Origin of the sequence: Sphingobium jiangsuense, assembly GCF_014196495.1 — a bacterium.
In the GTDB taxonomy this organism is placed as follows: domain Bacteria; phylum Pseudomonadota; class Alphaproteobacteria; order Sphingomonadales; family Sphingomonadaceae; genus Sphingobium; species Sphingobium jiangsuense.
Map to the genome: position 1 here is coordinate 42765 of NZ_JACIDT010000020.1, position 22483 is coordinate 65247.

Annotated in this window: 22 protein-coding genes and 1 tRNA gene; 16 read left to right on the plus strand and 7 right to left on the minus strand. The window is 65.4% G+C overall.

Translation table 11 applies throughout. The features are described 5' to 3' along the window. The first annotated feature begins 65 nt into the window (after positions 1–65). The 4 genes from GGR43_RS19530 to GGR43_RS19545 all read left to right on the plus strand — a co-directional run bounded on the left by GGR43_RS19530 (position 66) and on the right by GGR43_RS19545 (position 7581). Complete coding sequence (locus GGR43_RS19530; RefSeq protein WP_425502250.1) at positions 66–245, plus strand: YdcH family protein; 180 nt, start codon at positions 66–68, stop codon at positions 243–245. 123 nt (positions 246–368) lie between these two features. Beyond that, positions 369–860: a DUF1465 family protein gene (locus tag GGR43_RS19535; protein ID WP_188073489.1), complete on the plus strand. Its 492-nt coding sequence runs from the start codon at positions 369–371 to the stop codon at positions 858–860. A gap of 68 nt (positions 861–928) precedes the next feature. Then, positions 929–3373 (plus strand): BamA/TamA family outer membrane protein, encoded by a 2445-nt coding sequence (locus GGR43_RS19540; protein ID WP_246343934.1) that lies wholly within the window; start codon positions 929–931, stop codon positions 3371–3373. Then, the gene (locus tag GGR43_RS19545; RefSeq protein ID WP_246343935.1) at positions 3373–7581 is read left to right on the plus strand and encodes a translocation/assembly module TamB domain-containing protein; all 4209 of its coding nucleotides are present in this window, start codon (positions 3373–3375) and stop codon (positions 7579–7581) included. Before GGR43_RS19540 ends, GGR43_RS19545 begins: the two co-directional genes overlap by 1 nt. Before the next feature lie 493 nt (positions 7582–8074). Here the strand turns inward: GGR43_RS19545 and glnA are convergent, their stop codons facing one another. Together glnA and GGR43_RS19555 are read right to left on the minus strand one after the other, a co-directional pair. Then, positions 8075–9487 carry a type I glutamate--ammonia ligase gene (glnA, locus tag GGR43_RS19550; protein WP_188073490.1) on the minus strand — a complete coding sequence of 471 codons (1413 nt, stop codon included), beginning with the start codon at positions 9485–9487 and terminating at the stop codon, positions 8075–8077. Positions 9488–9588: 101 nt separating this feature from the next. Further along, positions 9589–9927, minus strand: a complete 339-nt coding sequence (locus tag GGR43_RS19555; RefSeq protein WP_188073491.1) for a P-II family nitrogen regulator — start codon at positions 9925–9927, stop codon at positions 9589–9591. 557 nt (positions 9928–10484) lie between these two features. On the opposite strand from GGR43_RS19555, the gene folE reads away from it, so the two are divergent. After that, positions 10485–11072 (plus strand): GTP cyclohydrolase I FolE, encoded by a 588-nt coding sequence (gene folE, locus GGR43_RS19560; protein WP_188073511.1) that lies wholly within the window; start codon positions 10485–10487, stop codon positions 11070–11072. Then, on the plus strand, positions 11065–11880 hold the full coding sequence (locus GGR43_RS19565) for an SDR family oxidoreductase (RefSeq protein ID WP_188073492.1): 816 nt from the start codon (positions 11065–11067) through the stop codon (positions 11878–11880). Before folE ends, GGR43_RS19565 begins: the two co-directional genes overlap by 8 nt. An 18-nt stretch (positions 11881–11898) precedes the next feature. Here the strand turns inward: GGR43_RS19565 and GGR43_RS19570 are convergent, their stop codons facing one another. The 4 genes from GGR43_RS19570 to rpsF form a co-directional block, all read right to left on the minus strand. Further along, the gene (locus tag GGR43_RS19570) at positions 11899–12249 is read right to left on the minus strand and encodes a GFA family protein (protein ID WP_188073493.1); all 351 of its coding nucleotides are present in this window, start codon (positions 12247–12249) and stop codon (positions 11899–11901) included. A 319-nt stretch (positions 12250–12568) separates the two neighbouring features. Continuing rightward, on the minus strand, positions 12569–13171 hold the full coding sequence (gene rplI / locus GGR43_RS19575) for a 50S ribosomal protein L9 (protein ID WP_188073494.1): 603 nt from the start codon (positions 13169–13171) through the stop codon (positions 12569–12571). 11 nt (positions 13172–13182) lie between these two features. Continuing rightward, positions 13183–13407, minus strand: a complete 225-nt coding sequence (gene rpsR / locus GGR43_RS19580) for a 30S ribosomal protein S18 (RefSeq protein ID WP_046347832.1) — start codon at positions 13405–13407, stop codon at positions 13183–13185. Positions 13408–13421: 14 nt separating this feature from the next. Continuing rightward, positions 13422–13793: a 30S ribosomal protein S6 gene (gene rpsF, locus GGR43_RS19585; protein WP_188073495.1), complete on the minus strand. Its 372-nt coding sequence runs from the start codon at positions 13791–13793 to the stop codon at positions 13422–13424. Between the two features lie 217 nt (positions 13794–14010). Between rpsF and fabD the strand changes: the two genes are divergently transcribed. From fabD to GGR43_RS19615, 6 genes are all read left to right on the plus strand, one after another. Beyond that, complete coding sequence (gene fabD / locus GGR43_RS19590; protein WP_188073496.1) at positions 14011–14946, plus strand: ACP S-malonyltransferase; 936 nt, start codon at positions 14011–14013, stop codon at positions 14944–14946. 51 nt (positions 14947–14997) lie between these two features. After that, positions 14998–15738: a 3-oxoacyl-[acyl-carrier-protein] reductase gene (gene fabG / locus GGR43_RS19595; RefSeq protein WP_188073497.1), complete on the plus strand. Its 741-nt coding sequence runs from the start codon at positions 14998–15000 to the stop codon at positions 15736–15738. 182 nt (positions 15739–15920) lie between these two features. Continuing rightward, positions 15921–16154: an acyl carrier protein gene (locus GGR43_RS19600; protein ID WP_188073498.1), complete on the plus strand. Its 234-nt coding sequence runs from the start codon at positions 15921–15923 to the stop codon at positions 16152–16154. Between the two features lie 172 nt (positions 16155–16326). Next, positions 16327–17586 carry a beta-ketoacyl-ACP synthase II gene (gene fabF, locus GGR43_RS19605; protein ID WP_188073499.1) on the plus strand — a complete coding sequence of 420 codons (1260 nt, stop codon included), beginning with the start codon at positions 16327–16329 and terminating at the stop codon, positions 17584–17586. 7 nt (positions 17587–17593) lie between these two features. Then, a complete protein-coding gene (gene mltG / locus GGR43_RS19610; RefSeq protein ID WP_188073500.1) occupies positions 17594–18565 on the plus strand; it encodes an endolytic transglycosylase MltG in 972 nt (323 codons plus the stop codon). Between the two features lie 167 nt (positions 18566–18732). Next, the gene (locus tag GGR43_RS19615) at positions 18733–19224 is read left to right on the plus strand and encodes a hypothetical protein (protein WP_188073501.1); all 492 of its coding nucleotides are present in this window, start codon (positions 18733–18735) and stop codon (positions 19222–19224) included. Positions 19225–19244: 20 nt separating this feature from the next. On the opposite strand, the gene GGR43_RS19620 is transcribed toward GGR43_RS19615, so the two are convergent. After that, positions 19245–20477, minus strand: a complete 1233-nt coding sequence (locus tag GGR43_RS19620) for an NAD(P)/FAD-dependent oxidoreductase (RefSeq protein ID WP_188073502.1) — start codon at positions 20475–20477, stop codon at positions 19245–19247. Between the two features lie 192 nt (positions 20478–20669). Between GGR43_RS19620 and GGR43_RS19625 the strand changes: the two genes are divergently transcribed. The 4 genes from GGR43_RS19625 to GGR43_RS19640 form a co-directional block, all read left to right on the plus strand. Next, positions 20670–20746 (plus strand) — tRNA-Met (locus GGR43_RS19625). 88 nt (positions 20747–20834) lie between these two features. After that, complete coding sequence (locus GGR43_RS19630; protein ID WP_188073503.1) at positions 20835–21209, plus strand: hypothetical protein; 375 nt, start codon at positions 20835–20837, stop codon at positions 21207–21209. Next, a complete protein-coding gene (locus tag GGR43_RS19635; protein ID WP_188073504.1) occupies positions 21206–22033 on the plus strand; it encodes a DNA adenine methylase in 828 nt (275 codons plus the stop codon). Before GGR43_RS19630 ends, GGR43_RS19635 begins: the two co-directional genes overlap by 4 nt. A gap of 1 nt (position 22034) precedes the next feature. Further along, the coding region (locus GGR43_RS19640) for a hypothetical protein (protein ID WP_223177529.1) at positions 22035–22483 on the plus strand (449 nt) is incomplete at its 3' end.

Below are 22483 nucleotides of genomic sequence, written 5' to 3' on the forward strand. Positions count from 1 at the left end.
GTTTTCGGCACTGGACCCGCGCCGCGCATATCGGTTATCCCGGTGCCATGAACCCCGAAGAAACCATGCGCCGGATCGAACTGCTGAAGCAGGAGCATCGTGACCTCGACACCGCCATCACCGCGCTGGCGCACAGCAGCCTGGCCGATCAGTTGCAGCTTGCCCGGCTGAAGAAGCGCAAGCTGATGCTGCGCGACGAGATCGCCCTGCTGGAGGATACGCTGATCCCCGACATCATTGCCTGACGCCGGGCGGATCGGGGGGCAGGACGTATCGTATCGGGACATTGCATGGCGCCGGGGTGCGGCAACCGGGCGTTAACCATGAAGCCCTGCTGACAAATGCCGGGCGATGTGCGACTTTTCCTTATGTCCACGGTCGAATCCCTTGATCCTGAACTCTATTCCCGCCTCGTCGACAATCTGTACGTCGAGGCGATGGTGCTGGCCGACGAGGCCCGCGCCTATTTTGACGGGCCGGGAATGGAGGATCGGGAACGGCTTGGCGCGATCGTGCGTCTTTCCTTCGCCTGCGAATCGCTCAAGGTGACGACCCGCCTCATGCACGTCATCGCCTGGTTGCTGACCCAGAAAGCGTGGCGGCGGGGAGAAGTCGGCCGGGATGTGCTGGAAAGCGAGCAATATCGGCTGGGCGAGGCCGCCCCGAGCGAGGCGGCGGCGGTCGATGCCATGCCGGCCCGCGCGCGTGCGCTGGTCCAGGACAGCCAGTCCCTCTACGATCGCGTCCGGCGCTTGCAGGAGCGGAACCGCCGGACGGCGTCCGCGCCGGAAAAAGCGGGCGATGGTGTGGCCCCCGGTCCGGCGCGGGAATTGCTTGCCCGTCTGGAACGCTCGTTCTGACGGAAACCCGGCGTTTTTCTACAGGCCGAGATTGCGCGCCGCGCCTTGCCCGGATAAGCATGGCGGCCATGTTTGATATCCGGCCCGCCGATGACCGGCATGAAAAGCGCAGAATCGAACAGATGACGGCATTGGCCGGGCGCGCTTTTCCCAAGCTCCGCATTGCGCGGGCCTGTTCCCTCACCATGTTTTCCGGCCCCCTCTTTTCCAGCTCCGTCGCCCTGTGCGCGGGCCGGGCGATCGGCGTTGGCCTGCTGCTGCTGCCCGCAGCGCCCCTGCTCGCGCAGGAGCAGGAGAGCGCGCCGGCATCGGAGCAGGCGCCGGACGCCGGTGATCCCGCGCCGCTTGCCCCGGAAGGGGAGCCTGTGCCGCCCGCCGTGCCGCAGGAAGGCGCGCCGCCGCTGCCGGGCGCTGCTCCGCCGCCGCCGCTGCCGCCCGATCCCGCCACGCTGCCGGATGTGCCGCCCGTCAGCGAGAGCGAATTCAGCCTCGATCTGGACGAGCAGATGGACGTAGGCGTCGCCTGGCCCGACATGTCCACCGACGCGCCGGACGTGCGGCTGACCGGGCCGGTCGACGGCAGCACCGCGCCCGACGAGAATGCCGTGGCCGGGAACGCCGCCCCCGATGCCGATATCGGCGATGCGCTGGAGGCGGGTGCGCAAGAGGCCGAAAGGGCGCGGGATGGCGCCGAGACGGCGGAGGACGGGCAGCTTGCCGAGGGCGGGGGCGCACCCGGCACGGAGGAAACCCCGGTGCTGGCCGACGACGGGGCGGAACGGCGCTATGAAGTGGTGCTCAATGGCATTGACGAGATCGCCGACAACCAGTTCCGCGACCGCTTCAATTCCCTCTCCACGCTGAAGGCGGAAAGCGGCAAGGCGGCCAATATCGCGCAGATCAATCGCCGGATGGAGCTGGACGAGGAAGTGCTCGACCGCATCCTGCGCGCCAAGGGCTATTACGGCGCCTTCATCGGCCGCCGGGTGCAGCCGCCGGAGGAAGGCGGCAGCAGGCTGCGCGCGGTGTTCTCGGTGCGCCCCGGCCCGCGCTACACACTGTCCTCGGTCAGCCTGCCCGGCCTTGCCTATGCCGTGAGCCGCGCGCCCGAACTGCGCACGGTGTTTCCGGTCAAGGTCGGTGATCCGGTCGACGCCGACGCCATCACCGCGGGTCAGGCGGATCTGGCCAAGGCGCTGGGCGAAAACGGCTTTCCCTTCGCGCGGGTGGACGATCCGCAGGTCACCATCGATCATGACACGCAGAAGGGCGATCTGGAGATGGTGGTGCGCGCGGGCGGCCATCGCCGCTTCGGCGGCATCGTGCTGGACGACCGGACGGGGGAGATCTTCTCCGCCCGGCATCTGGAGCGCATCGCCCGGTTCGACCGCGACGACATCTACAAGGTGTCGGAGGTCGAGGACCTGCGCCGCGCGATCGTCGCCACCGGGCTGGTGTCGTCGGTCACCGTCACGCCGAAGGATGCGGGCGACGGCCAGCATGCGAACATCGCGGTCGCCGCCTCGCCCGCGCCGATGCGCACCATCGCGGGCGAGATCGGCTATGGCACGGGCGAGGGATACCGGATCGAGGGCAGCTGGCAGCATCGCAACTTCTTCCCGCCCGAAGGCGCGGTGACCGCGCGCGGGCTGCTCGGCACGAAGGAGCAGGCGGCCGGCCTGTCCTATCGCCGCAACAATTTCCGCAGGCGCGACAACATCCTGTCCGCGGGCTTCAGCTTCTACCATCGCGACTATGACGCCTATAAGGCCAAGACCTTGTCGTTGAGCGCCGGGCTGGAGCGGCAGAGCAACCTGCTGTTCCAGAAGAAATGGGCGTGGAGCGTCGGCATGCAGCTGCTGGGCACGCGGGAGCGCAATTATTATGGCGGCAATCTGTTCAAGACCGACCGCGATTTCCTGATCGGCGCGCTGCCCGTTTCCCTGACCTATGACAGCAGCGACGACCTGCTCGATCCGACCAGCGGCTTCCGCATCGGCGCGCGGGTCAGCCCGGAGGCGTCCTGGCACGGCAAGGCCTTCACCTATTTCACCACGCAGGTGGACGGCAGCGCCTATGTGCCGATGTCGGACAGCATCGTCATCGCCTCGCGCGTGCGGCTGGGGTCGATACTGGGCGGTGTCGATGTCGACCAGATCGCGCCGTCGCGCCGCTTCTACGCGGGCGGCGGCGCGTCGGTGCGCGGCTATGCCTATCAGGCCATCGGCCCGCGCGACCCGGAAAACAACCCCTATGGCGGCAAGAGCCTCGCCGAATTCTCGCTGGAGGCGCGGATCAAGTTCGGCACCTTCGGCGTGGTGCCGTTCATCGACGCGGGCAACATCTCGTCCGGCTTCCTGCCCAGGCTGGGCGACGTGCGCTACGGCGCGGGCATCGGCCTGCGCTATTATTCGACCTTCGGCCCGATCCGCATCGATGTGGGCACGCCGCTCAACCGGCAGCCGGGCGACAGCCGCATTGCCGTCTACGTATCCCTGGGGCAGGCTTTCTGATGACCGACGGCCGCACCGATCCCCCCGCGATGGACCCGCCGCCGCCGGACAGGCCGGAGACGCCCGGACGGCGCGGCCGGGCGTGGAAGCGCTGGATCGCGGGCATGGTGGTGGCGCTGCTGCTGGCGCTCGCGGGCGCCGTCATGTGGATAGACAGCCCGGCCGGCCATCGCTTCGTCGTGCAGAAGATAGGCGAGCTGCGCCCGCAATCGGGCATGAGGATCGTGATCGGCCGCATCGACGGCAGCCTGTTCCGCAAGGCGGTGCTGCATGACCTGCGCCTCTACGATCCCAAGGGCATATTCTTCTCCTCGCCGGAGGTGCGGCTGGACTGGTCGCCGCTGGGCTGGCTGTCGAACCGGCTCGATATCGACGAACTGATCGTGCCGCGCGCGCGCCTGCACAAGCTGCCGCAGTTCAACAGGACCGAGGGCACCGGCAAGATACTGCCCGATTTCGACATCCGCATCATGCGGCTGCGGCTGGGGCGTCTGGACGTGGACGAGCCGGTGACGGGCCGCGCCGATTCCTTCATGCTGGAAGGCGATGCCGATGTGCGGAGCGGGCAGGCGGTGGTCGACCTGTCACTGCGCTCGCTGAAGGGCGACGATCGCCTGCTCCTCGCGCTGGACAGCCGCCCGGACGACAACCGGTTCAACATCGACCTGACCGTCAATGCGAGGGCGGGCGGTCTCATCGCCACGCTGGCGGGCCTGACGCAGGACGCCAATGTGCGGCTGGAAGGCAAGGGGGACTGGACGCGCTGGGACGGCAGGCTGATCGCCACTCTGGACCGCCGGTCGGCCGCCGGTTTCGATATCGGCCTGCGCAAGGGCGACTGGAAGATCGAAGGCACGATCGCCGGGTCGGCCATCGCCAATGACGGGCTGCTGGCGCGGCTGACCTCCCCGCAACTGGCGGTGAAGGCGCAGGGGCGGTTCGAGAACAAGCTGCTGTCCGGCACCTTCCAGGCCCGGTCGGAGGCGATCTCCGTCGATATGAAGGGCGGCCTTCATCTGGGCGGCCGGGGGTACGACAATCTGCTGGTCGATGTCGGGTTGACCAGGCCCGGCGCGCTGCTCGACAATTTCGACGCGAAGGGGCTGGTCGCCCGCGCGCGGCTCAACGGGCCGTTCGCCACCGCGCGGTTCGAATATCTGCTGCGCGCCGATCAGTTGCGCTTCGGCTCCACCCTGCTGCGCGGCGTTCATGCGGCGGGCGACGGGCGCGGCGGCGGCGCCAGCGGCGTGACGCTGATCCCGGTCAGCCTGTCGGCGAAGAGCGTCGAGGGGCAGGGCGATCTGGTCGCCTCGATCCTGCGCAATGTCAGCATCACCGGCACCTTGCAGAAAAAGGGCGCGGTCATCACCAGTTCGCCCATGCGCCTGCGCTCCGACAAGCTGGACGGGCGGGTGGTCGCGATATTCGATCTTTCCTCCGGCCGCTACGATATCGCGCTGGGCGGCGACCTGCGCGGGCTGCTGATCCCCGGCTTCGGCATTGTCGACCTGCATTCGCGGGTGCAGGCGGTGCCGGACAGCAAGGGCGCCTTCAGCCTGACCGGCCGCGTCGATGCGTCGGTGCGCCGCCTGGATATCGCTTTCCTGCGGACCATAGCGGGTGGCCTGCCGAGAGCGCGCGCCGATATCGCGCTCGGCGCGGACGGGCGCCTGATGCTGCGCAACCTGCTGCTGACCGCCCCGGATATGACGCTGCGGGGCGAAGGGGTGCGCAATCGCGACGGCACCGTGCACCTGACCGGCAGCGGTACACATCGCCAATATGGGCCGCTCAAGCTGGTGCTGGACGGAGACCTGAGCCTGCCCCGCGTCGATCTGGTGCTGGCCCGCCCGCTCGATGCAGCCGGGCTGGCGAATGTGCATGTGGTGCTGGAACCGGAAGGGCGCGATTACCGCTTCGACGCGGACGGCCAGTCCTATCTCGGCCCGTTCACCGCGACGGGCGCGATCGAGATGCCGCCGGGCGGGCAGACCGTGCTCGCCGTCGAGCGGCTGGCCGTCAACGGATCGCAGGGGCAGGGGCGGCTGGGCGTCGTCGATGGCGGCCTTGCGGGCAGGCTCGATTTCGAGGGCGCGGTGCGCGGCCCCATCGACCTGTCGGTGGTCGGCGGCGTGCAGAAGGCAAAGGCGGCGCTGCGGATCGAACAGGCCCATTTCGCCGGGGCCACGCCCATCGATATCGCCCGCGGCCGCCTCGATGCCGACCTGTCGCTCGATCCGGGCGGCACGACGATCGACGCGAGGCTGACCGGCAACGGCATTCAGGTCGGCGGCATGCGGATCAACCGGATCGTCGCCGACACCCATCTGGTCAATGGCGAGGGCAAGCTCAACGCGACCGTCACCGGGCAGCGTGGGCGCCTGTTCAACCTGAAGATCGATGCGGATATAGCGGCGGACGAGATCGGCTTCGGCCTGTCGGGCACGCTCGACCGGCAGGCGATCGCGCTCGATCGCCGGGCGCGGCTGCGCCGGGTGGACGGCGGCTGGGCGCTCGATCCGGTGACGATCCGCTATCGCGGCGGCCGGGCCGTCATCAACCGTGCGCTGTTCGGCGATGAAACGGCGCTGGACGTGGGCGTCCAGAACCTGTCGCTCTCGCTGCTCGACCTCACCAATATCGACCTCGGCCTCAGCGGCACGGCGAACGGGCGCATAGTTTACAGCTGGACGTCCGGCGCGGGCACGCGCGGTTCCGCCTCGGTCAAGATCAAGGGGCTGAGCCGGTCCGGCGTGACGCGCACCTCGACCCCGGTCGATATCGGGATGAACGCGGAGCTGACCGACAGCCGCCTCGCGATGCGCGCGCTCATCAGTCAGGAGGGCAAGGTCATCGGCAAGGCGCAGGCGCTGATGGCGCCGCTGGGCCGGGGCAGCCTGATGGAAAGGCTGAGCGCGGCACCGGTGCGGGCGCAGTTGCGCTATGTCGGCCCGGCCAGTTCGCTCTGGCGGCTCAGCACGATCGAGATCATCGACCTGAACGGCCAGCTCGCGCTCACCGCCAATATCAGCGGCACCGGCGCCAATCCGGTGATAGAGGGCGCGCTGATGACGCGCGACGCCGTGCTGGAAAGCCCGATCACCGGCATGCGGATGACCCAGTTCCAGACCTCCGGCCGGTTCGACGGCTCGCGGCTGGTGCTTTCGCAGATCAGCGGCACCACCAGGGGCGGCGGCACCGTCAGCGGCAAGGGCGTGTTCGACCTGTCGATCGGGCAGGGCGTCGGCCTCAACGTCGCGTTGCAGGCCAACCGGGCGGTGCTGCTCGACCGCGACGATATCGGCGCGACCGTCACCGGCCCGGTCTCCATCCGCTCCCGCGACGGCGTGAACGGGGTCATCGCCGGGGAGTTCGACGTGGTGAGCAGCCGCTTCACCATGGGCCGCGCGGCGGCGGTCGCCGAAATCCCCGAACTGCGCGTGATAGAGAAGAACCGGCGCGGCGACGTGTTCGAACAGGCGCCCAAGGGCGCGGGCTGGCTGCTCGACATCAAGGCCAATGCGCGCAACCGCCTGATGGTGAGCGGCATGGGCCTGTCGAGCGAATGGAGCATGGACCTGACCGTGGGCGGGGCGGTGTCCTCGCCGAAGATCGTCGGCCGCGCCGATCTGGTGCGCGGCACCTATGATTTCGGCGGCCGCCGCTTCGACCTGAAGGAAGGATCGCTGCGCTTCGACGGCAGCGTGCCCGCCAATCCGACGCTGGATATCCGCGCGGAGGCGTCGCTCAGCGATCTGGACGCGACGATCGAGATCAAGGGCACCAGCATGGCGCCGGAAATCTCCTTCACCAGCACGCCGAGCCTGCCGGAGGACGAAATCCTCTCGCGCATCCTGTTCGGCTCCTCGATCACCAGCCTGTCCGCGCCCGAAGCGCTGCAACTGGCCTCGGCGGTCGCATCGTTGCAGGGCGGCGGCGGCGGGCTGGACCCGATCAACGCGGTGCGCAAGGCGGCCGGGCTGGACCGCCTGCGTATCCTGCCCGCCGACGAGACGACGGGACAGGGCACGTCGATCGGCGTAGGCAAATATCTGACGCGCAAGATCTATGTCGAACTGATCACCGACGGTCAGGGCTATTCGGCGACGCAGCTCGAATATCAGATCACCCGCTGGCTCTCGCTGCTGTCCTCCGTCTCCACGCTGGGCCGCCAGAGCATCACCGCCCGCGCGTCGAAGGATTATTGAGGCGAGGCTGGCGGGAGTGGAATGACGGGCCTGGGTGGTCAGTGGAAACCAGCCTTTACCGTCACCCCGGCGCAGGCTGGGGGTCGTAAGCGATGTTGCGCGTCTTCCGAGATGCCGGCCTGCGTTGGCATGACGGAGAAATAGCGTTTGAATTTAGTTGGTTACTGGGTGGCCCTGCCTTCGTTCGCCCTGAGCCCTTCGACGCGCTCAGAGGCTTGTCGACCCGCCGCAGGGCGGGCAAAGCCAACGGCTGCTTTTCTTGGGACAAGAAGAAAGGACAGGGCTTCGACATTGAAGCGAGGCGAGTGACTCGCTCATCAGTCCGAACGGTTTTCTTAGGTCAGCTATTGTCGGCAAGTTGACGTTCCATTTTGAAAGGCCTCCAGTTCCGGACTCGCCTGCCTCAATCCACTCGCGAGACAAAAAACCGCCCACACACAAAAAAAGCCCGGACGATTGCTCGTCCGGGCTTTCTCGCAGTCCCTGCTAGGGGTTAGCCGCTGTAGTACATGTCGAATTCGACCGGGCTGGGGGTCATTTCCCAGCGGGCCACATCGGCGCGCTTGATTTCGATATAGGCTTCGATCTGGTCCTTCGTGAACACGTCGCCCTTCAGCAGGAAGTCCATGTCGGCTTCCAGCGAATCCAGCGCTTCGCGCAGCGAGCCGCAGACGGTCGGAACCTGGCTCAGTTCCTCCGGCGGCAGGTCGTACAGGTTCTTGTCCATCGGGTCGCCCGGATGGATCTTGTTCTGGATGCCGTCCAGACCCGCCATCAGTAGCGCCGCATAGCAGAGATAGGGGTTGGCGAGCGCGTCGGGGAAGCGGAATTCCACGCGCTTCGCCTTCGAGCCGGTGCCGTAGGGAATGCGGCAGGAGGCCGAGCGGTTCCGGCTCGAATAGGCGAGCAGCACCGGAGCTTCATAGCCCGGCACCAGACGCTTGTAGCTGTTGGTCGTCGGGTTGGTGAAGGCGTTGAGCGCCTTGGCGTGCTTGATCACGCCGCCGATGAAATAGAGGCACATGTCGGAAAGGCCCGCATAGCCGTCACCGGCGAACAGCGGCTTGCCGTTGTCCCAGATCGACATGTGGGTGTGCATGCCCGATCCGTTGTCTTCCTTGATCGGCTTGGGCATGAAGGTCGCGGTCTTGCCATAGGCCTGCGCGACCTGGTGCACGACATATTTGTAGATCTGCATGCGGTCGGCGGTTTCGACCAGCGTGCCGAAGGTCAGGCCCAGCTCGTGCTGCGCGGCGGCGACTTCGTGGTGATGCTTGTCGCAGGGCAGGCCCATTTCGAGCATGGTCGACACCATCTCGGCGCGGATGTCGGTGCAGCTGTCGACCGGCGCGACCGGGAAATAGCCGCCCTTGGCGCGCGGACGATGGGCGAGGTTGCCGCCTTCATATTCGCGGCCGGTGTTGGTCGGCAGTTCGATATCGTCTATCTTGAAGAAGCTGCCGTCATAGCCGGTGCCGAAGCGGACATCGTCGAACATGAAGAATTCGGCTTCCGGGCCGACATAGATGGTGTCGCCCACGCCCGTGGACTTCACATAGGCTTCCGCGCGCTTCGCGCAGGAGCGCGGATCGCGGGCATAAAGCTCGCCGCTCGACGGCTCGACGATGTCGCAGAACAGGATCAGCATCGGGGTGGCGCTGAACGGATCAACATAGACGGCGTCCAGATCCGGCTTCAGGATCATGTCGGATTCGTTGATCGCCTTCCAGCCTTCGATCGAGGAGCCGTCGAACATGAAGCCATCGGCCAGTTCATCCTCGCCAACGACGCCCGCGCACATGGTGAGGTGCTGCCACTTGCCCTTGGGATCGGTGAAGCGCAGATCGACCCATTCGATCTCCTTTTCCTCGACCATCTTCAGAATGTCTTGAGGCGTATTCGCCATTTCCGATTACCTTTCTTCATTGCCGCCGGAATTCGTCTGTCCGGCCGTTTATCCATAATGTCCTGATCGCGGGCCGCGCCCGCCGCCGCCCCGGAAGAGCGTCAGATCGCGTCGCTGTCGCGCTCGCCCGTGCGGATGCGCATGGCCGATTCGATCGGCGAGACGAAGATCTTGCCGTCGCCGATGCGGCCGGTCTGCGCGGCGTTGGCGATGGCTTCCACCACGCGTTCCGCCATCGACGCCTCGACCACCACTTCCAGCTTCACCTTGGGCAGGAAGTCGACCACATATTCTGCGCCGCGATACAGCTCGGTATGCCCCTTCTGGCGGCCAAAGCCCTTCGCTTCCGTGACGGTGATGCCCGAAACGCCGACCTCATGCAGGGCTTCCTTCACTTCGTCCAGCTTGAATGGCTTGATGATCGCCTCGATCTTCTTCATTTCATTCCTACCCCAATCTTCCAGCCGGTCGCCCCGCCGCTCAAACAAGCCTGCCGCAGTGCGCCATAGGGCCGACCCGTTCCCCAACCGCCGCCGCTGCCGGTTTGCGAAGACAAGGCTCCGCAATCGCCGCAATACGACTCGGCAAGGGACCTTCGGACAAGCCGGATGAAAAGTCTACAATGCCTCAGTTTCAGGCATTTTCGTCCATGCCTGCCTGTTTTTTGGGCAGATCTTGCGCGCGGCCGGAAAAAGGACGGATAATGGCCTATTTTCTCTCTACGCCGGTGCTGAAAAGATGGACCGCTCTGGCGTCTGCCCACTATGCCCAATAAATATTTTCCCATCGCGACACGAATTTTGTTGCGGCGCAGCATCCTCTCGGCGGAGCGAGCGGGAAGGACCGGGGCAAGAAACGCATCCTTGATAGCAGAGGCGGGACGGCCCGGCTTTTGGCAGAAAAGTCTGGCATTTTGCCGGGCCGGGGCCATATGGAACCAGTCGACACCAGATCAGTGGAAAAAAAGATGCACGATGTGAAGGCCTGGGAGGAAGGGATGCAGCCGGTTCCCGGCAAGCCGGAGGTGCCCGAGGAAGTTCAGGAAGCGGTCCGCACGTTGATCCGCTGGGCGGGGGACGACCCGGCGCGCGAAGGGCTGCTCGACACGCCGCAGCGGGTCGCGCGCGCCTGGCTGGAATATTGCGAAGGCTATAAGGAAGATCCCGCCTATCATCTGTCGCGCATCTTCCACGAGGTCGGCGGCTATGACGAGATCGTCCTGCTGAAGGGCATTCCCTTCCATTCCCATTGCGAACATCATATGGCGCCGATCATCGGCGTTGCCCATATCGCCTATCTGCCCGGCGACTATGTTGTCGGCATTTCCAAGCTGGCGCGGGTGCTGCACGGCTTCGCACGCCGCCTTCAGGTGCAGGAGCGGCTGACGGCCGAGGTCGCCGACTGCATCTGGGACAATCTGCGCCCGCGCGGCGTCGCGGTGGTGATCGAGGCGACGCATGGCTGCATGACGGGTCGCGGCGTGCGCACGCCCGATGTGGCGATGAAGACCAGCCGCATGATGGGCGTGTTCCGCGACGATGAGAAGAGCCGCAAGGAAGTGCTGCGCCTGATGGGCCTTGCCTGAGGTGACGGCGGGGTCGGGGACGGCGGCGGACGGCGCGCCCGCGCTGGCGCTGGTGACCGGCGGGCACAGGCGGCTGGGCGCGCGCATCGCCGGGGCGCTGGCCCGCGCCGGATATCGCCTCGCGCTGCACGGCAGCCATGACGCCGCGCCCGATACGGAACTGGCGCGCACGCTTGCCGAAACGGGCGTGGAATGGCGGGGCTTCGTTGCCGATTTCGAGCAGCCGGAAGCCGCCACCGCGCTGATGGATGCGGTGGCCGCCCATTTCGGGCAGGGCCCCGATCTGCTGGTGAACAGCGCGGCGATCTTCGGGCAGGACCGGCTGGAGAGCGTGACCGGCGTCGACATGATGCGCCATCATGCGATCAATTGCGCCGCGCCGGTGTTGCTGACGCGGGCGATGGCGGCGCAGACGGGTGCGCGGGGCGACCGGGCGCCGGGACGGGATCGGGCGATCGTCAACATGCTCGACCAGCGGCTGGCCAATCCCCATGGCGACCAGCTGGCCTATACGCTGTCCAAGCAGGCGCTGGCCGGCTTCACCCACATCGCCGCGCGGGAACTGGCGGGCAAGGGGATACGTGTCAACGCGGTCGCGCCGGGCCTCACCATCGCGACGGAGCATTATGACGACGCGCAGATGGAGCGCCTTTCCGGCATGATGCCGCTGCGGCGCCTGCCCGATCCGTCGCAGATCGCCGAGGCGGTGCTCTATCTGGCGCGGGCGCGGGCGGTGACGGGGCAGGTCATCGCCGTGGACGGCGGCGCGCATATGGAAAGCTACGCCCGCGATTTCATGTTTCTTTGAGAGGTAGCGAGGGACGGCTTACGCGCTGGCGCCGTCGAAAGGCTGGAGGTGCAGGCTGTCCAGATCGACCTCCGGCACGCAGCGCAGGTTGATCGCCCGCGTTTCGCTCCCATCCGGCCCGGTGCCGCAGGCAAAGGCCTGGGTGCCGCAGGTCGTGCAGAAGCGATGTTCGATGCGATGGGTGTTGAAGCGGTAGGAGCGCAGATCGTCCTCTCCCGTCACCAGCCGGAACAGATTGGCGGGCACGAACGTCAGGAGGAAGCCTTTCCTGCGGCAATGCGAGCAATTGCAACTGATCGCGCTTTGCGGAACAGGGGCGTCGACCGTGAATCGGACGGCCCCGCAATGACAGCTGCCTTCGAATGACATGATCGCTTCCGGATTGTTTCTGGCGGTTGGAGCATAGCCGGGGAGGAGTGGAGGGACCAGCTTGCGTTGGAGGAGATGGCGGGTTGTAGTTCGATGGCGGACCTTGCCTCTATCGTCACCCTGAACTTGGTTCAGGGTCCATTTCGCCGGATTGAGCGGAGAAGCGTGGGGCTTGATGGATGCTGAGCCGAAGGCCGGCGCAGCTAACCAAGTTCAGCATGACGATCGGGGTTATGTCGCCCAACCACCCCAAAAGGAAAAGGCCGCCCGGATCGCTCCGCGCGGCCTTTCGCTATTCCGGGAACCCGGAAGGGAAGGATCAGGCCTGTTCGCCCGCTTCCTCTTCGACGCTTTCCTCGACGGCGATTTCGCCCGGTTCGGCGTTGGGATCATAATCCTCGGTGAAGCCGGCCTCGTCCTTTTCGAACATCTGCGCCATCACGTCCACGCCTTCCTTCTGGAGGTCGGCTTCTTCCGGCGAGCGAGCGACGTTCACCTGGATGGTGACGGCGACTTCCGGGTGCAGCGCGACCTTCACGTCGAACACGCCGAGCGTCTTGATCGGGCGTTCGAGGACGACCATCGCCTTCGAAACGATGCTGTGGCCATCGGCATGCAGCGCCTCGACGATGTCGCGCACCGCGACCGAGCCATAGAGATGGCCGGCGTTGGACGACTGGCGGATGAGGACGATCTGATGGCCGTTGACGCCTTCGGCTTCCTTCTCGGCGTCGGCGCGGCGAGCGGCGTTGTCCGCCTCGATCTTCGCGCGGTTGGCTTCGAAAATGGCCTTGTTCGCGTTGTTGGAGCGCAGCGCCTTCTTGTTCGGCAGCAGATAGTTACGCGCGTAACCATCCTTCACGGTGACGATGTCGCCGATGGCGCCGAGCTTCTCGATCCGTTCGAGCAGAATGATTTCCATTGTTCAGCTCCTCACTTCACGATGTAGGGCAGCAGGCCCAGATGACGGGCGCGCTTGATGGCCTGGGCCAGCTCGCGCTGCTTCTTGGCGGAAACCGCGGTGATGCGGCTGGGGACGATCTTGCCGCGTTCAGAGACGAAGCCCTGAAGCAGACGAACATCCTTGTAATCGATGCGCGGAGCGTCCTTCGCGGAGAAGGGGCAGCTCTTGCGGCGGCGGAAAAACGGACGTGCCATGATTGTGCTCCTCCTCAGTCGTTGTCGCGGTCGCGGCGCGAGCCACCGCCACGGCGGTCGCGTTCGTTCTTGCGCATCATCACCGACGGGCCGGATTCCAGCTCCTCGACCTTGACGGTCATGTAGCGGATCACGTCTTCGTTGATCTGGGTCTGGCGTTCCAGTTCCGCGACGACGCCGGCGGGGGCGTCGATGTTCAGCATCACATAGTGAGCCTTGCGGTTTTTGGCGATCTTGTAGGCGAGGGAGCGCAGGCCCCAATTCTCGACCTTCGTGACCTTGCCCTGATTCGCCTCTACAATGGCGGTGGCGTTTTCGGCGAGCGCATCGACCTGGGCCTGGGCCAGGTCCTGACGCGCAAGGAAAACATGCTCGTAAAGCGGCATGGTTGCTTGCTTTCTGTGTTGGCCGATTGCTGACGCCCGCCCCATGCGAAACGCCCCTCCGGCTGTCGTCCAAGTCATTCCCGCCCGGCGGCGATGCGCCCGGCGAAGGCGGGCCTATGGCCGAAATCGCGGCGGAAGGCAAGTGCATGTTGCTTCTCAGGCCTGCATCGCTATGGAGCAGCGATAACCATATCCACAACGCAGTCAGGGGCAATCGATGCGCGCATTCATCTTTCCGGGGCAAGGCAGCCAGTCGGTCGGCATGGGCAAGGCGCTGGCCGACGCCAGCCCGCATGCGAAGCAATTGTTTCAGGAAGTCGACGACGCGCTGTCGCAGCATCTGTTCCGCATCATGGTCGAAGGACCGGAAAGCGACCTCACCCTGACCGAGAATGCCCAGCCCGCGATCATGGCCAATGCCATCGCGACGCTGCGGGTGCTGGAGAAGGAAGGCGGCCTGCGCCTCGCCGACAAGGGCGATTATGTCGCGGGCCACAGCCTGGGCGAATATACCGCGCTGTGCGCGGCCGAGGCGTTCGACGTCGCGACGACCGCGCGCCTTTTGAAGCTGCGCGGGCAGGCGATGCAGGCGGCGGTGCCCGTGGGCGATGGCGCGATGGCCGCGCTGCTCGGCGCGGATATCGAAAAGGCGCAGGCCCTCGCGGATGCGGCGGCGGAAGGCGAGGTCTGCACCGTCGCCAACGACAATGACCCGACGCAGGTGGTGATTTCCGGCCATCGCGGCGCGGTCGAGCGGGCGGTCGCGCTGGTCAAGGATCATGGCATCAAGCGTGGGGTGCTGCTGCCGGTGTCGGCGCCGTTCCATTGCCCGTTGATGCAGCCCGCCGCCGACGCGATGGAAGAGGCGCTGGGCAAGGCGGCGATCGGCGCGCCGCTGCTCCCCGTCTACGCCAATGTGCTGGCCGCGCCGATCGCCGCGCCGGACGATATCCGCCAGCGCCTCGTCGAGCAGGTGACGGGCCGCGTCCGCTGGCGCGAGAGCGTGGCGGCGATGTGGGACGCGGGCGTCACCGAATTCGTCGAGCTGGGCGGCAAGGTGCTCGGCCCGATGGTCAAGCGCATCGCGCCCGACGCGACCGTGCGCAGCATCGTGACGATGGACGATATCGAGGCCGCGCTGGCCGCTTTCTGATCCCGGTTCCGGCGGAGGGCGCCTCCGCGCGAACCAACAAGGAGACTGACAATGTTCGATCTTACGGGAATGACCGCGCTGGTGACGGGCGCGAGCGGCGGCATCGGGTCCGCCATCGCGCAGGGCCTCGCCGCGCAGGGCGCGCGCCTCGCGCTGTCGGGCAGCAATGTCGGCAAGCTGGAAGCCTTCGCCGCGACGCTGGGCGGCGATCATGCGATCGTGCCGTGCGACCTTTCCGACGCCGCCGCCGTCGATGCGCTGGTGCCGCAGGCGGTCGAGGCGCTGGGGGGCAAGCTGGATATCCTCGTCAACAATGCCGGTGTCACCCGCGACAATCTCATCCTGCGCATGAAGGACGAGGAATGGGATCAGGTGATCCGCGTCAATCTGGAAGCCGCCTTCCGCCTCTGCCGCTCCGCCGCCAAGGTGATGATGAAGGCGCGCTTCGGCCGCATCGTGTCGATCACCTCGGTGGTCGGCGTCACCGGCAATCCGGGGCAGGCCAATTATTGCGCGTCCAAGGCGGGCATCATCGGCATGTCGAAGAGCCTCGCGCAGGAACTGGCGAGCCGGGGCGTGACGGTGAACTGCGTCGCGCCGGGCTTCATCCGCTCCGCGATGACCGAGGCGCTCACCGACGCGCAGAAGGACGCGATCAACGCCAAGATCCCGGCGGGCACGATGGGCGAGGGCGCGGATATCGCGGCGGCGGTCGCTTATCTGGCGTCGAAGGAAGCGGGCTACGTCACCGGCCAGACCCTGCATGTGAACGGCGGCATGGCGATGATCTGATGCGCCGCGATCCCGCCCTTCGGTGCGGCGGCGGGAGCGGGGGGCGGAGCGCGGGCCAGAGCGCGGGGAGCTGCCCGCGCATCCGCTTTGCCTCTTGCCTCTTGGGGTTCATCGCACTAGGGCAAGGACGCAGCGGCGGGAAATTACCCCTTCGCATCGGTTTCAAGTAAGAAGGACCACTCATGAGTGAGACTGCGGATCGCGTAAAGAAAATCGTCATCGAGCATCTGGGCGTCGAGGCCGACAAGGTGACCGAGGACGCGAGCTTCATTGACGATCTGGGGGCCGACAGCCTCGATATCGTCGAGCTGGTCATGGCGTTCGAAGAAGAATTCGGCGTCGAAATCCCGGACGATGCGGCCGAAAAGATCGGCACCGTCAAGGATGCGATCGACTATATCAACAGCAAGCAGTAAGTCTGGCTGGTCGGGATGGCGGCATCTTTCGCGGATGCGGATATCCTGAGTCGATAAAGAGATAAATGGCGGCTTTCCCACGCGGGTATTTTCCGTGTATGGAAGCCGCCATTTCGATTTGATTGAAGGTTCTTTCGGGGCGGCAATGCCCCGCATATTTGGGAGCGAGGATATGCGTCGTGTGGTCGTAACCGGCTTGGGCATGGTGTCGCCGCTGGGCGGCGATGTCGAAACCACCTGGAAGAACATTCTGGCGTCGAAGAGCGGGGCGGGCACGATCACCCGCTTCGACGCGACCGACTATGCCTGCCGCATCGCCTGCGAGGTGAAGCCCGCCGACCATGAATATGGCTTCGACGCCAACCGGCGAGTCGACCACAAGGTGCAGCGCCAGGTCGATCCGTTCATCGTCTACGGCATCGACGCCGCCGGGCAGGCGCTGGAAGATGCGGGCCTGACCGACATGCCGGAGGCCGAGCGCCTGCGCGCGGGCTGCTCGATCGGGTCGGGCATCGGCGGCCTGCCGGGCATAGAGAGCGAGTCGCTGGTGCTGGAGCATAAGGGGCCGCGCCGCGTTTCCCCGCACTTCGTCCATGGCCGCCTCATCAACCTGATTTCGGGACAGGTTTCGATCAAATACGGCCTGATGGGCCCCAATCATGCGGTCGTCACCGCCTGCTCGACCGGCGCCCATTCGATCGGCGACGCCGCGCGGATGATCGCGATGGACGATGCCGACGTGATGCTGGCGGGCGGCGCGGAGGGCGCGATCTGCCCGATCGGCATCGCCGGTTTCTCTCAGGCGAAGGCGCTGTCCACCAATTTCAACGACACGCCGGAACGGGCGAGCCGCCCCTATGACATCGACCGCGACGGCTTCGTGATGGGCGAGGGCGCGGGCGTCGTCGTGCTGGAGGAATATGAGCACGCCAAGGCGCGCGGCGCGAAAATCTATGCCGAGGTCGTCGGCTACGGCCTGTCGGGCGACGCCTATCATGTGACGGCGCCGCACCCGGAAGGATCGGGCGCCTATCGCTCGATGGAGATGGCGCTGCGAAAGTCCGGCCTGTCGCTGGCCGACATCGATTATGTGAATGCGCACGGCACCTCCACCCCGCTGGGCGACGAGCTGGAGTTGGGCGCGGTGCGCCGCCTGTTCGGCGATGCGATCAATACCATGTCGATGTCGTCGACCAAGTCCGCCATCGGCCATCTGCTGGGCGGCGCGGGCGCGGTGGAGAGCATCTTCTGCATCCTCGCGCTGCGCGACCAGATCGTGCCGCCGACGCTCAACCTCGACAATCCGTCCGACAGCTGCAAGGGCGTGGACCTCGTGCCGCACGTCGCCAAGCAGCGCAAGGTGCGCGCGGTGCTGAACAACAGCTTCGGTTTCGGCGGCACCAATGCCAGCCTGGTGATGAAGGCGGTCTGATCCTCCCATGCGCCGGGCGCTCCTCATCCTGCTGGCGATCGTAGGGCTGGGGCTGATCGGGGCCGGGGTCAATTTCGTCCATGGCTGGTCCGCCGCCGGGCCCGCGACCGAGGACGCGACGATCACCGTGCCGGAAGGCGCGACGCTGAAAAGCATGGCGGTCGCCCTCAAGAAGGCGGGCCTCATCCGGTCCGCCGACGCCTTCTATGCCCGCGCGCGCCTGTTCGCCGGATCGCCGGGGGTGAAGGCGGGCGAATATATGATCTCCAAGGGCGCCAGCAATCGGGAAATCGTGCAGATCCTGACCGAAGGGGTCGGCATCAACCGCTTCGTCACCGTGCCCGAAGGCATGCCGTCGATCCTCGTCTATGAGCGGCTGATGGCCAACGATCAGTTGACCGGAGAGATACCGGTGCCGCCCGAAGGCAGCGTGCTGCCCGATACCTATGCCTATGACAAGGGCGAGGCCCGCGCGGCGGTGCTGGCGCGGATGCAGGCGGCGATGAAGAAGGCGCTGGACGAAGCGTGGGAAAAGCGCTCCCCCCGCACGATCGTGAAAAGCAGGGAAGAGGCGGTCACGCTCGCCAGCATCATCGAGAAGGAAACCGCCATTCCTTCCGAGCGGACGACGGTCGCGGGCGTCTACACCAATCGCCTGCGCGAAGGCATGATGCTGCAGGCCGATCCGACGATCATCTACCCGATCACCAAGGGCAAGCCGCTGGGCCGTCGCATCCGCAAGTCGGAAATCGCGGCGGTGAACGATTACAACACCTATGCGATGACCGGCCTGCCCAGGGGGCCGATCGCCAACCCCAGCAAGGAATCTATCGAGGCGGCGCTCAATCCCAAGGATACCAAGGCGCTCTATTTCGTCGCGGACGGCAAGGGCGGGCACATCTTCGCGGACACGCTGGAAGAGCATAACGAAAATGTCCGCAAATGGTTCGAAATCCGCCGCGAACGGGGCGAACTCTAGGGCCTTCGGCGCGATCCGCCGCGCGGCCGGCACGGATCGACTCTCTCCGCTTGCCCGCACCGGCGGAATGAGGCGTAGAGCGTTTCAAGTCAGATGGAACATCGACGCTCGGAAAACGCGGAAAAACAAGAAATGTCTAGGACGGAACGGCAATAAAGGGGGTCGCGATGGTCGGGCGTTTCCTATCGGGCAGGGCGGCTGTCATCGCCGCGATGATGATCGGCGCAGTGCTTCTCTCCTCCTGTACGCGGCAGGTCGCCGCCCCCGAACCGCCGCCGCCGGTGAGTGCGGAGCCGCCGCCCGTCCGCCCGACCCAGCCCGATCTGGAGGCGGTGTGGCATGTACGCTCCGGCCTGAATGTCGGGGCGCTGTCCTGCAGGGGCGAATATGACGCGCTGGCCGATGCCTATAACCGGCTGCTGGAACAGCATGAGACCCTGCTGGCGGAGGCCTATCGGTTCGAGGAGGGGCGCCTGTCCCAGAGCGAGCTGGACCGGCATCTGACGCAGATCTACAATCATTTCGCCAACCAGCGCTCGGCCCAGCTGTTCTGCCGGACGGCGCAGACCGTGCTGAACCACGCGCTCGCATCCGACGCCGCCGTCTTTTCGGTTTCCGCCCCCGGCTGGCTCGCCGATCTCAATCTGGCGCTTCAGTAAGGGCGGCGGCGGGCAGGGGGTCAGCCCAGTTCCACTTCCTTCAACGGCCGCGCCGGATCGGCGAGCTGTTCCTGATCGAGGATCGCGCCGGACAGGATATGGGCCTTGCCCTGCACATAATCCTTCACCGCATTGACGCAGTCGAGCGCGATCACCTTGCCGCCGAGCAGATAGAGGATGGAGAAGCTGCGGCTCTCCGGTGAACCGCGCACGATCGTCCGGTCGTGCCCGGCGGAAAGGCCGACGGTTTGCAGCTTCAGATCATATTGGTTGGACCAGAACCACGGCACCACGTCATATTCGACCGGATGGCCGATGATGTGCTGCACCGCGACCCGCGCCTGGTCATTGGCGTTCTGGACGGATTCCAGCCGGATCGTCTCCCCCCGCGCGAAGGGGTTGGCGTGGCAGGCGCAATCGCCGATCGCATAGATGTCGGGCAGGCTGGTGCGGCAATAGGCATCCACGTCGACGCCGTTGCCGCCCGTGGCCCCGGCGGCGATCAACGGCCCCGTTTCCGGCACGATGCCGATACCGACGATGAAGAGATCCGCTTCTATCCGCGTCCCATCGGTCAGGATCACGGCCCTGGCGACGCCGCCTTGCTCCTCTATGCTCTCGACCGTCGCATCGGTGCGCAGGTCCACGCCGTGCGCGCGATGTTCGGCCTCGTAGAAGCGTGACAGCTCTTCCCCCGCGACGCGCGCGAGCACGCGCGGCTGCGCCTCCAGCAGGGTGACCTTCCGGCCGAGCTTGGTGAGCACGGCAGCCGCTTCCAGCCCGATATAGCCACCACCGATCACGACGACATGGCGGACGGGGGCAAGGCTCTCCCTGATGGCGTCGACATCGGCCCGGCGCCGGATCGCATGGATGCCGCGCGCGGTGCCGCCGGGGCAGGTGAGCGGGCGCGGGCTGCCGCCGGCGGCCCAGATCAGCTTGCCGTAGCCGATCAGCTCATCTTCCCCGATGCCGACGATCTTGCCGACGGGATCGACCTTTCGCACCCGGCGACCGAGCAGCAGATCGACGTCGCGCTCCTCCCAGAAGGCACGGGGGCGGATCAATATGCGGTCGAACGGCTTTTCCCCGGCCATATATTCCTTGGACAGGGGAGGGCGCTCATAGGGCGGGTCCTTTTCGTCGCCGATGATGGCGATGCTGCCGTCGAAACCGGTCTGGCGCAGTTGCATCGCCGCCTGCGCGCCGCCGTGCCCCGCTCCGACGATCAGGATATCATAGGCCTTCGCCATGTCGGCACCCCGTTGGTTTTTGCAGCCCTGTTGATTGACCTGCTTTCTGGGGCGACACAAGCGACAAATCCGCGCGACCCGCATTTGCCCTGTTGACCCTGGTGAAAAGCCTGCGTATAGCGCGCCCACCGCAGGGCGAAGTCCTGCGGCGCTCTCTGTTTTACAGGCCGTTCCGGCGGCTGGAAGAGACGGGGCGGAGTAGCTCAGCTGGTTAGAGCAGCGGAATCATAATCCGCGTGTCGGGGGTTCGAGTCCCTCCTCCGCTACCAAAAATCAACAACTTAGCATCGATCAAGAGAAGCGGTTTACAAACTACTGTAAACTTTTCTGGCGAATCATGCCAGCGAGGGCCGCGATATGAGCGCCCGCGCTCTCCCGAATGAGAATGGTGTTTACGATCCGCAGGAATGCTTGACCCTGCATCGTGACGCCAAAGGCTGGTGCGGGTTGCCGACCGCCGAAATCAAATTGATCGACCTCGGCGATTATTGGTTATGGGCGACTGGTTTCCAGATGATGCAAGGCGATTGCTGCGGGAGCGCTTCGCCGCTCAGTGATATGCACGGACGACGTGCGCCGACACGCGATGCAGCCATCGATGCTGCTGGAGAATATTTGCGCGGACGGATAGAGACGCGCGCTAACGAAAGCATCGACGCTCGCCGCATAGTCGCTTGGTTGGACAGCTTGCGCCCCGCCCAGCCCGACCTGTTCGCGAGGGCGGAAGCATGAACGCCCCGACCCGCCCTCTACTTCGCTGGCACGGCGGAAAATGGAAGCTGGCGCCGTGGATCATATCCGAGATGCCGCGCCACCGCGTCTATGTCGAGCCATTCGGCGGCGCAGGATCCGTGCTGATCAGAAAGCCCCGCTCATATGCCGAGGTCTGGAACGACCTCGACGACAACGTGGTCAACCTGTTCCGGGTCCTGCGTGGGCCGTGCGCTGATGAACTGATAGAGCAACTGCGCCTGACCCCCTTCGCGTCCGAAGAATTTTTCCAAGCCTATCATACTTGCGATGACCCGGTGGAGCAGGCCCGTCGCTTGGTGATTCGATCATTCATGGGTTTCGGTTCGAACGGTCATGAGCGCTCGACCGGCTTCCGGTCGAACAGCAATCGATCAGGCACGACGCCAGCGCGCGATTGGATGAACTATCCCGATGCCTTGGCGCTCACGATAGAGCGCCTGCGCGGCGTCGTGATCCTTAATCGTGATGCCAGGAAAGTGATGGCCGCGCATGATGGACCCGACACGCTCCATTATGTCGATCCGCCTTATGTCGCTTGCACGCGCGACGCGGGCCAGGACTACGCCCACGAGATGACCGACGCAGATCACGCCGATCTACTCGATTTTCTCGACGGGCTGGAAGGCATGGTGATGCTCTCCGGCTATCCCTGTGATCTTTATGATCGTCGCCTTGCGCATTGGACGCGGATCACGAAATCGGCGCTGGCCGATGGCGCCAAGAAGCGCGTCGAGGTGATGTGGCTCAATCCCGCATGCGTGCAGGCGAAGGTGCAGGTGGATATGTTCGCGGGGAGAGGGTGAGATGAAGCGCGGTTCACCACAAATGACGCTTGATCTTGATTGGGGAAAGGGCCGCGATCTGCTTTGGGTCGATGGCGTCAATAGCGCGGTGATGGCAGAACTCGTCCTGAGAGATAACCCGGAAGCCATCCCAGTGCATTGTGACATGGGAAAGAGCGTCCATAAGGACAGTCATCGCTTCATCAATGATCTTGAGCAGTGGTACGGAAAAGAAATCATCCGTCTGCGTAGTGCGAAATTTGAGACGATCGATGATGTGTTCGAGGCGCGCCAATATCTATCTGGGATGAATGGCGCGCCCTGCACCAGTGAGATGAAATTCGCGCCGCGCATGGACTTCCAACTGCCGAGCGATACGCATTTTTGGGGGTACACGGCTGATAAGCGGGACGCCGCTCGGTTCGATCGGATGATTACCGATTATCCGTTGCTCAAGCAGCGCGCGCCGCT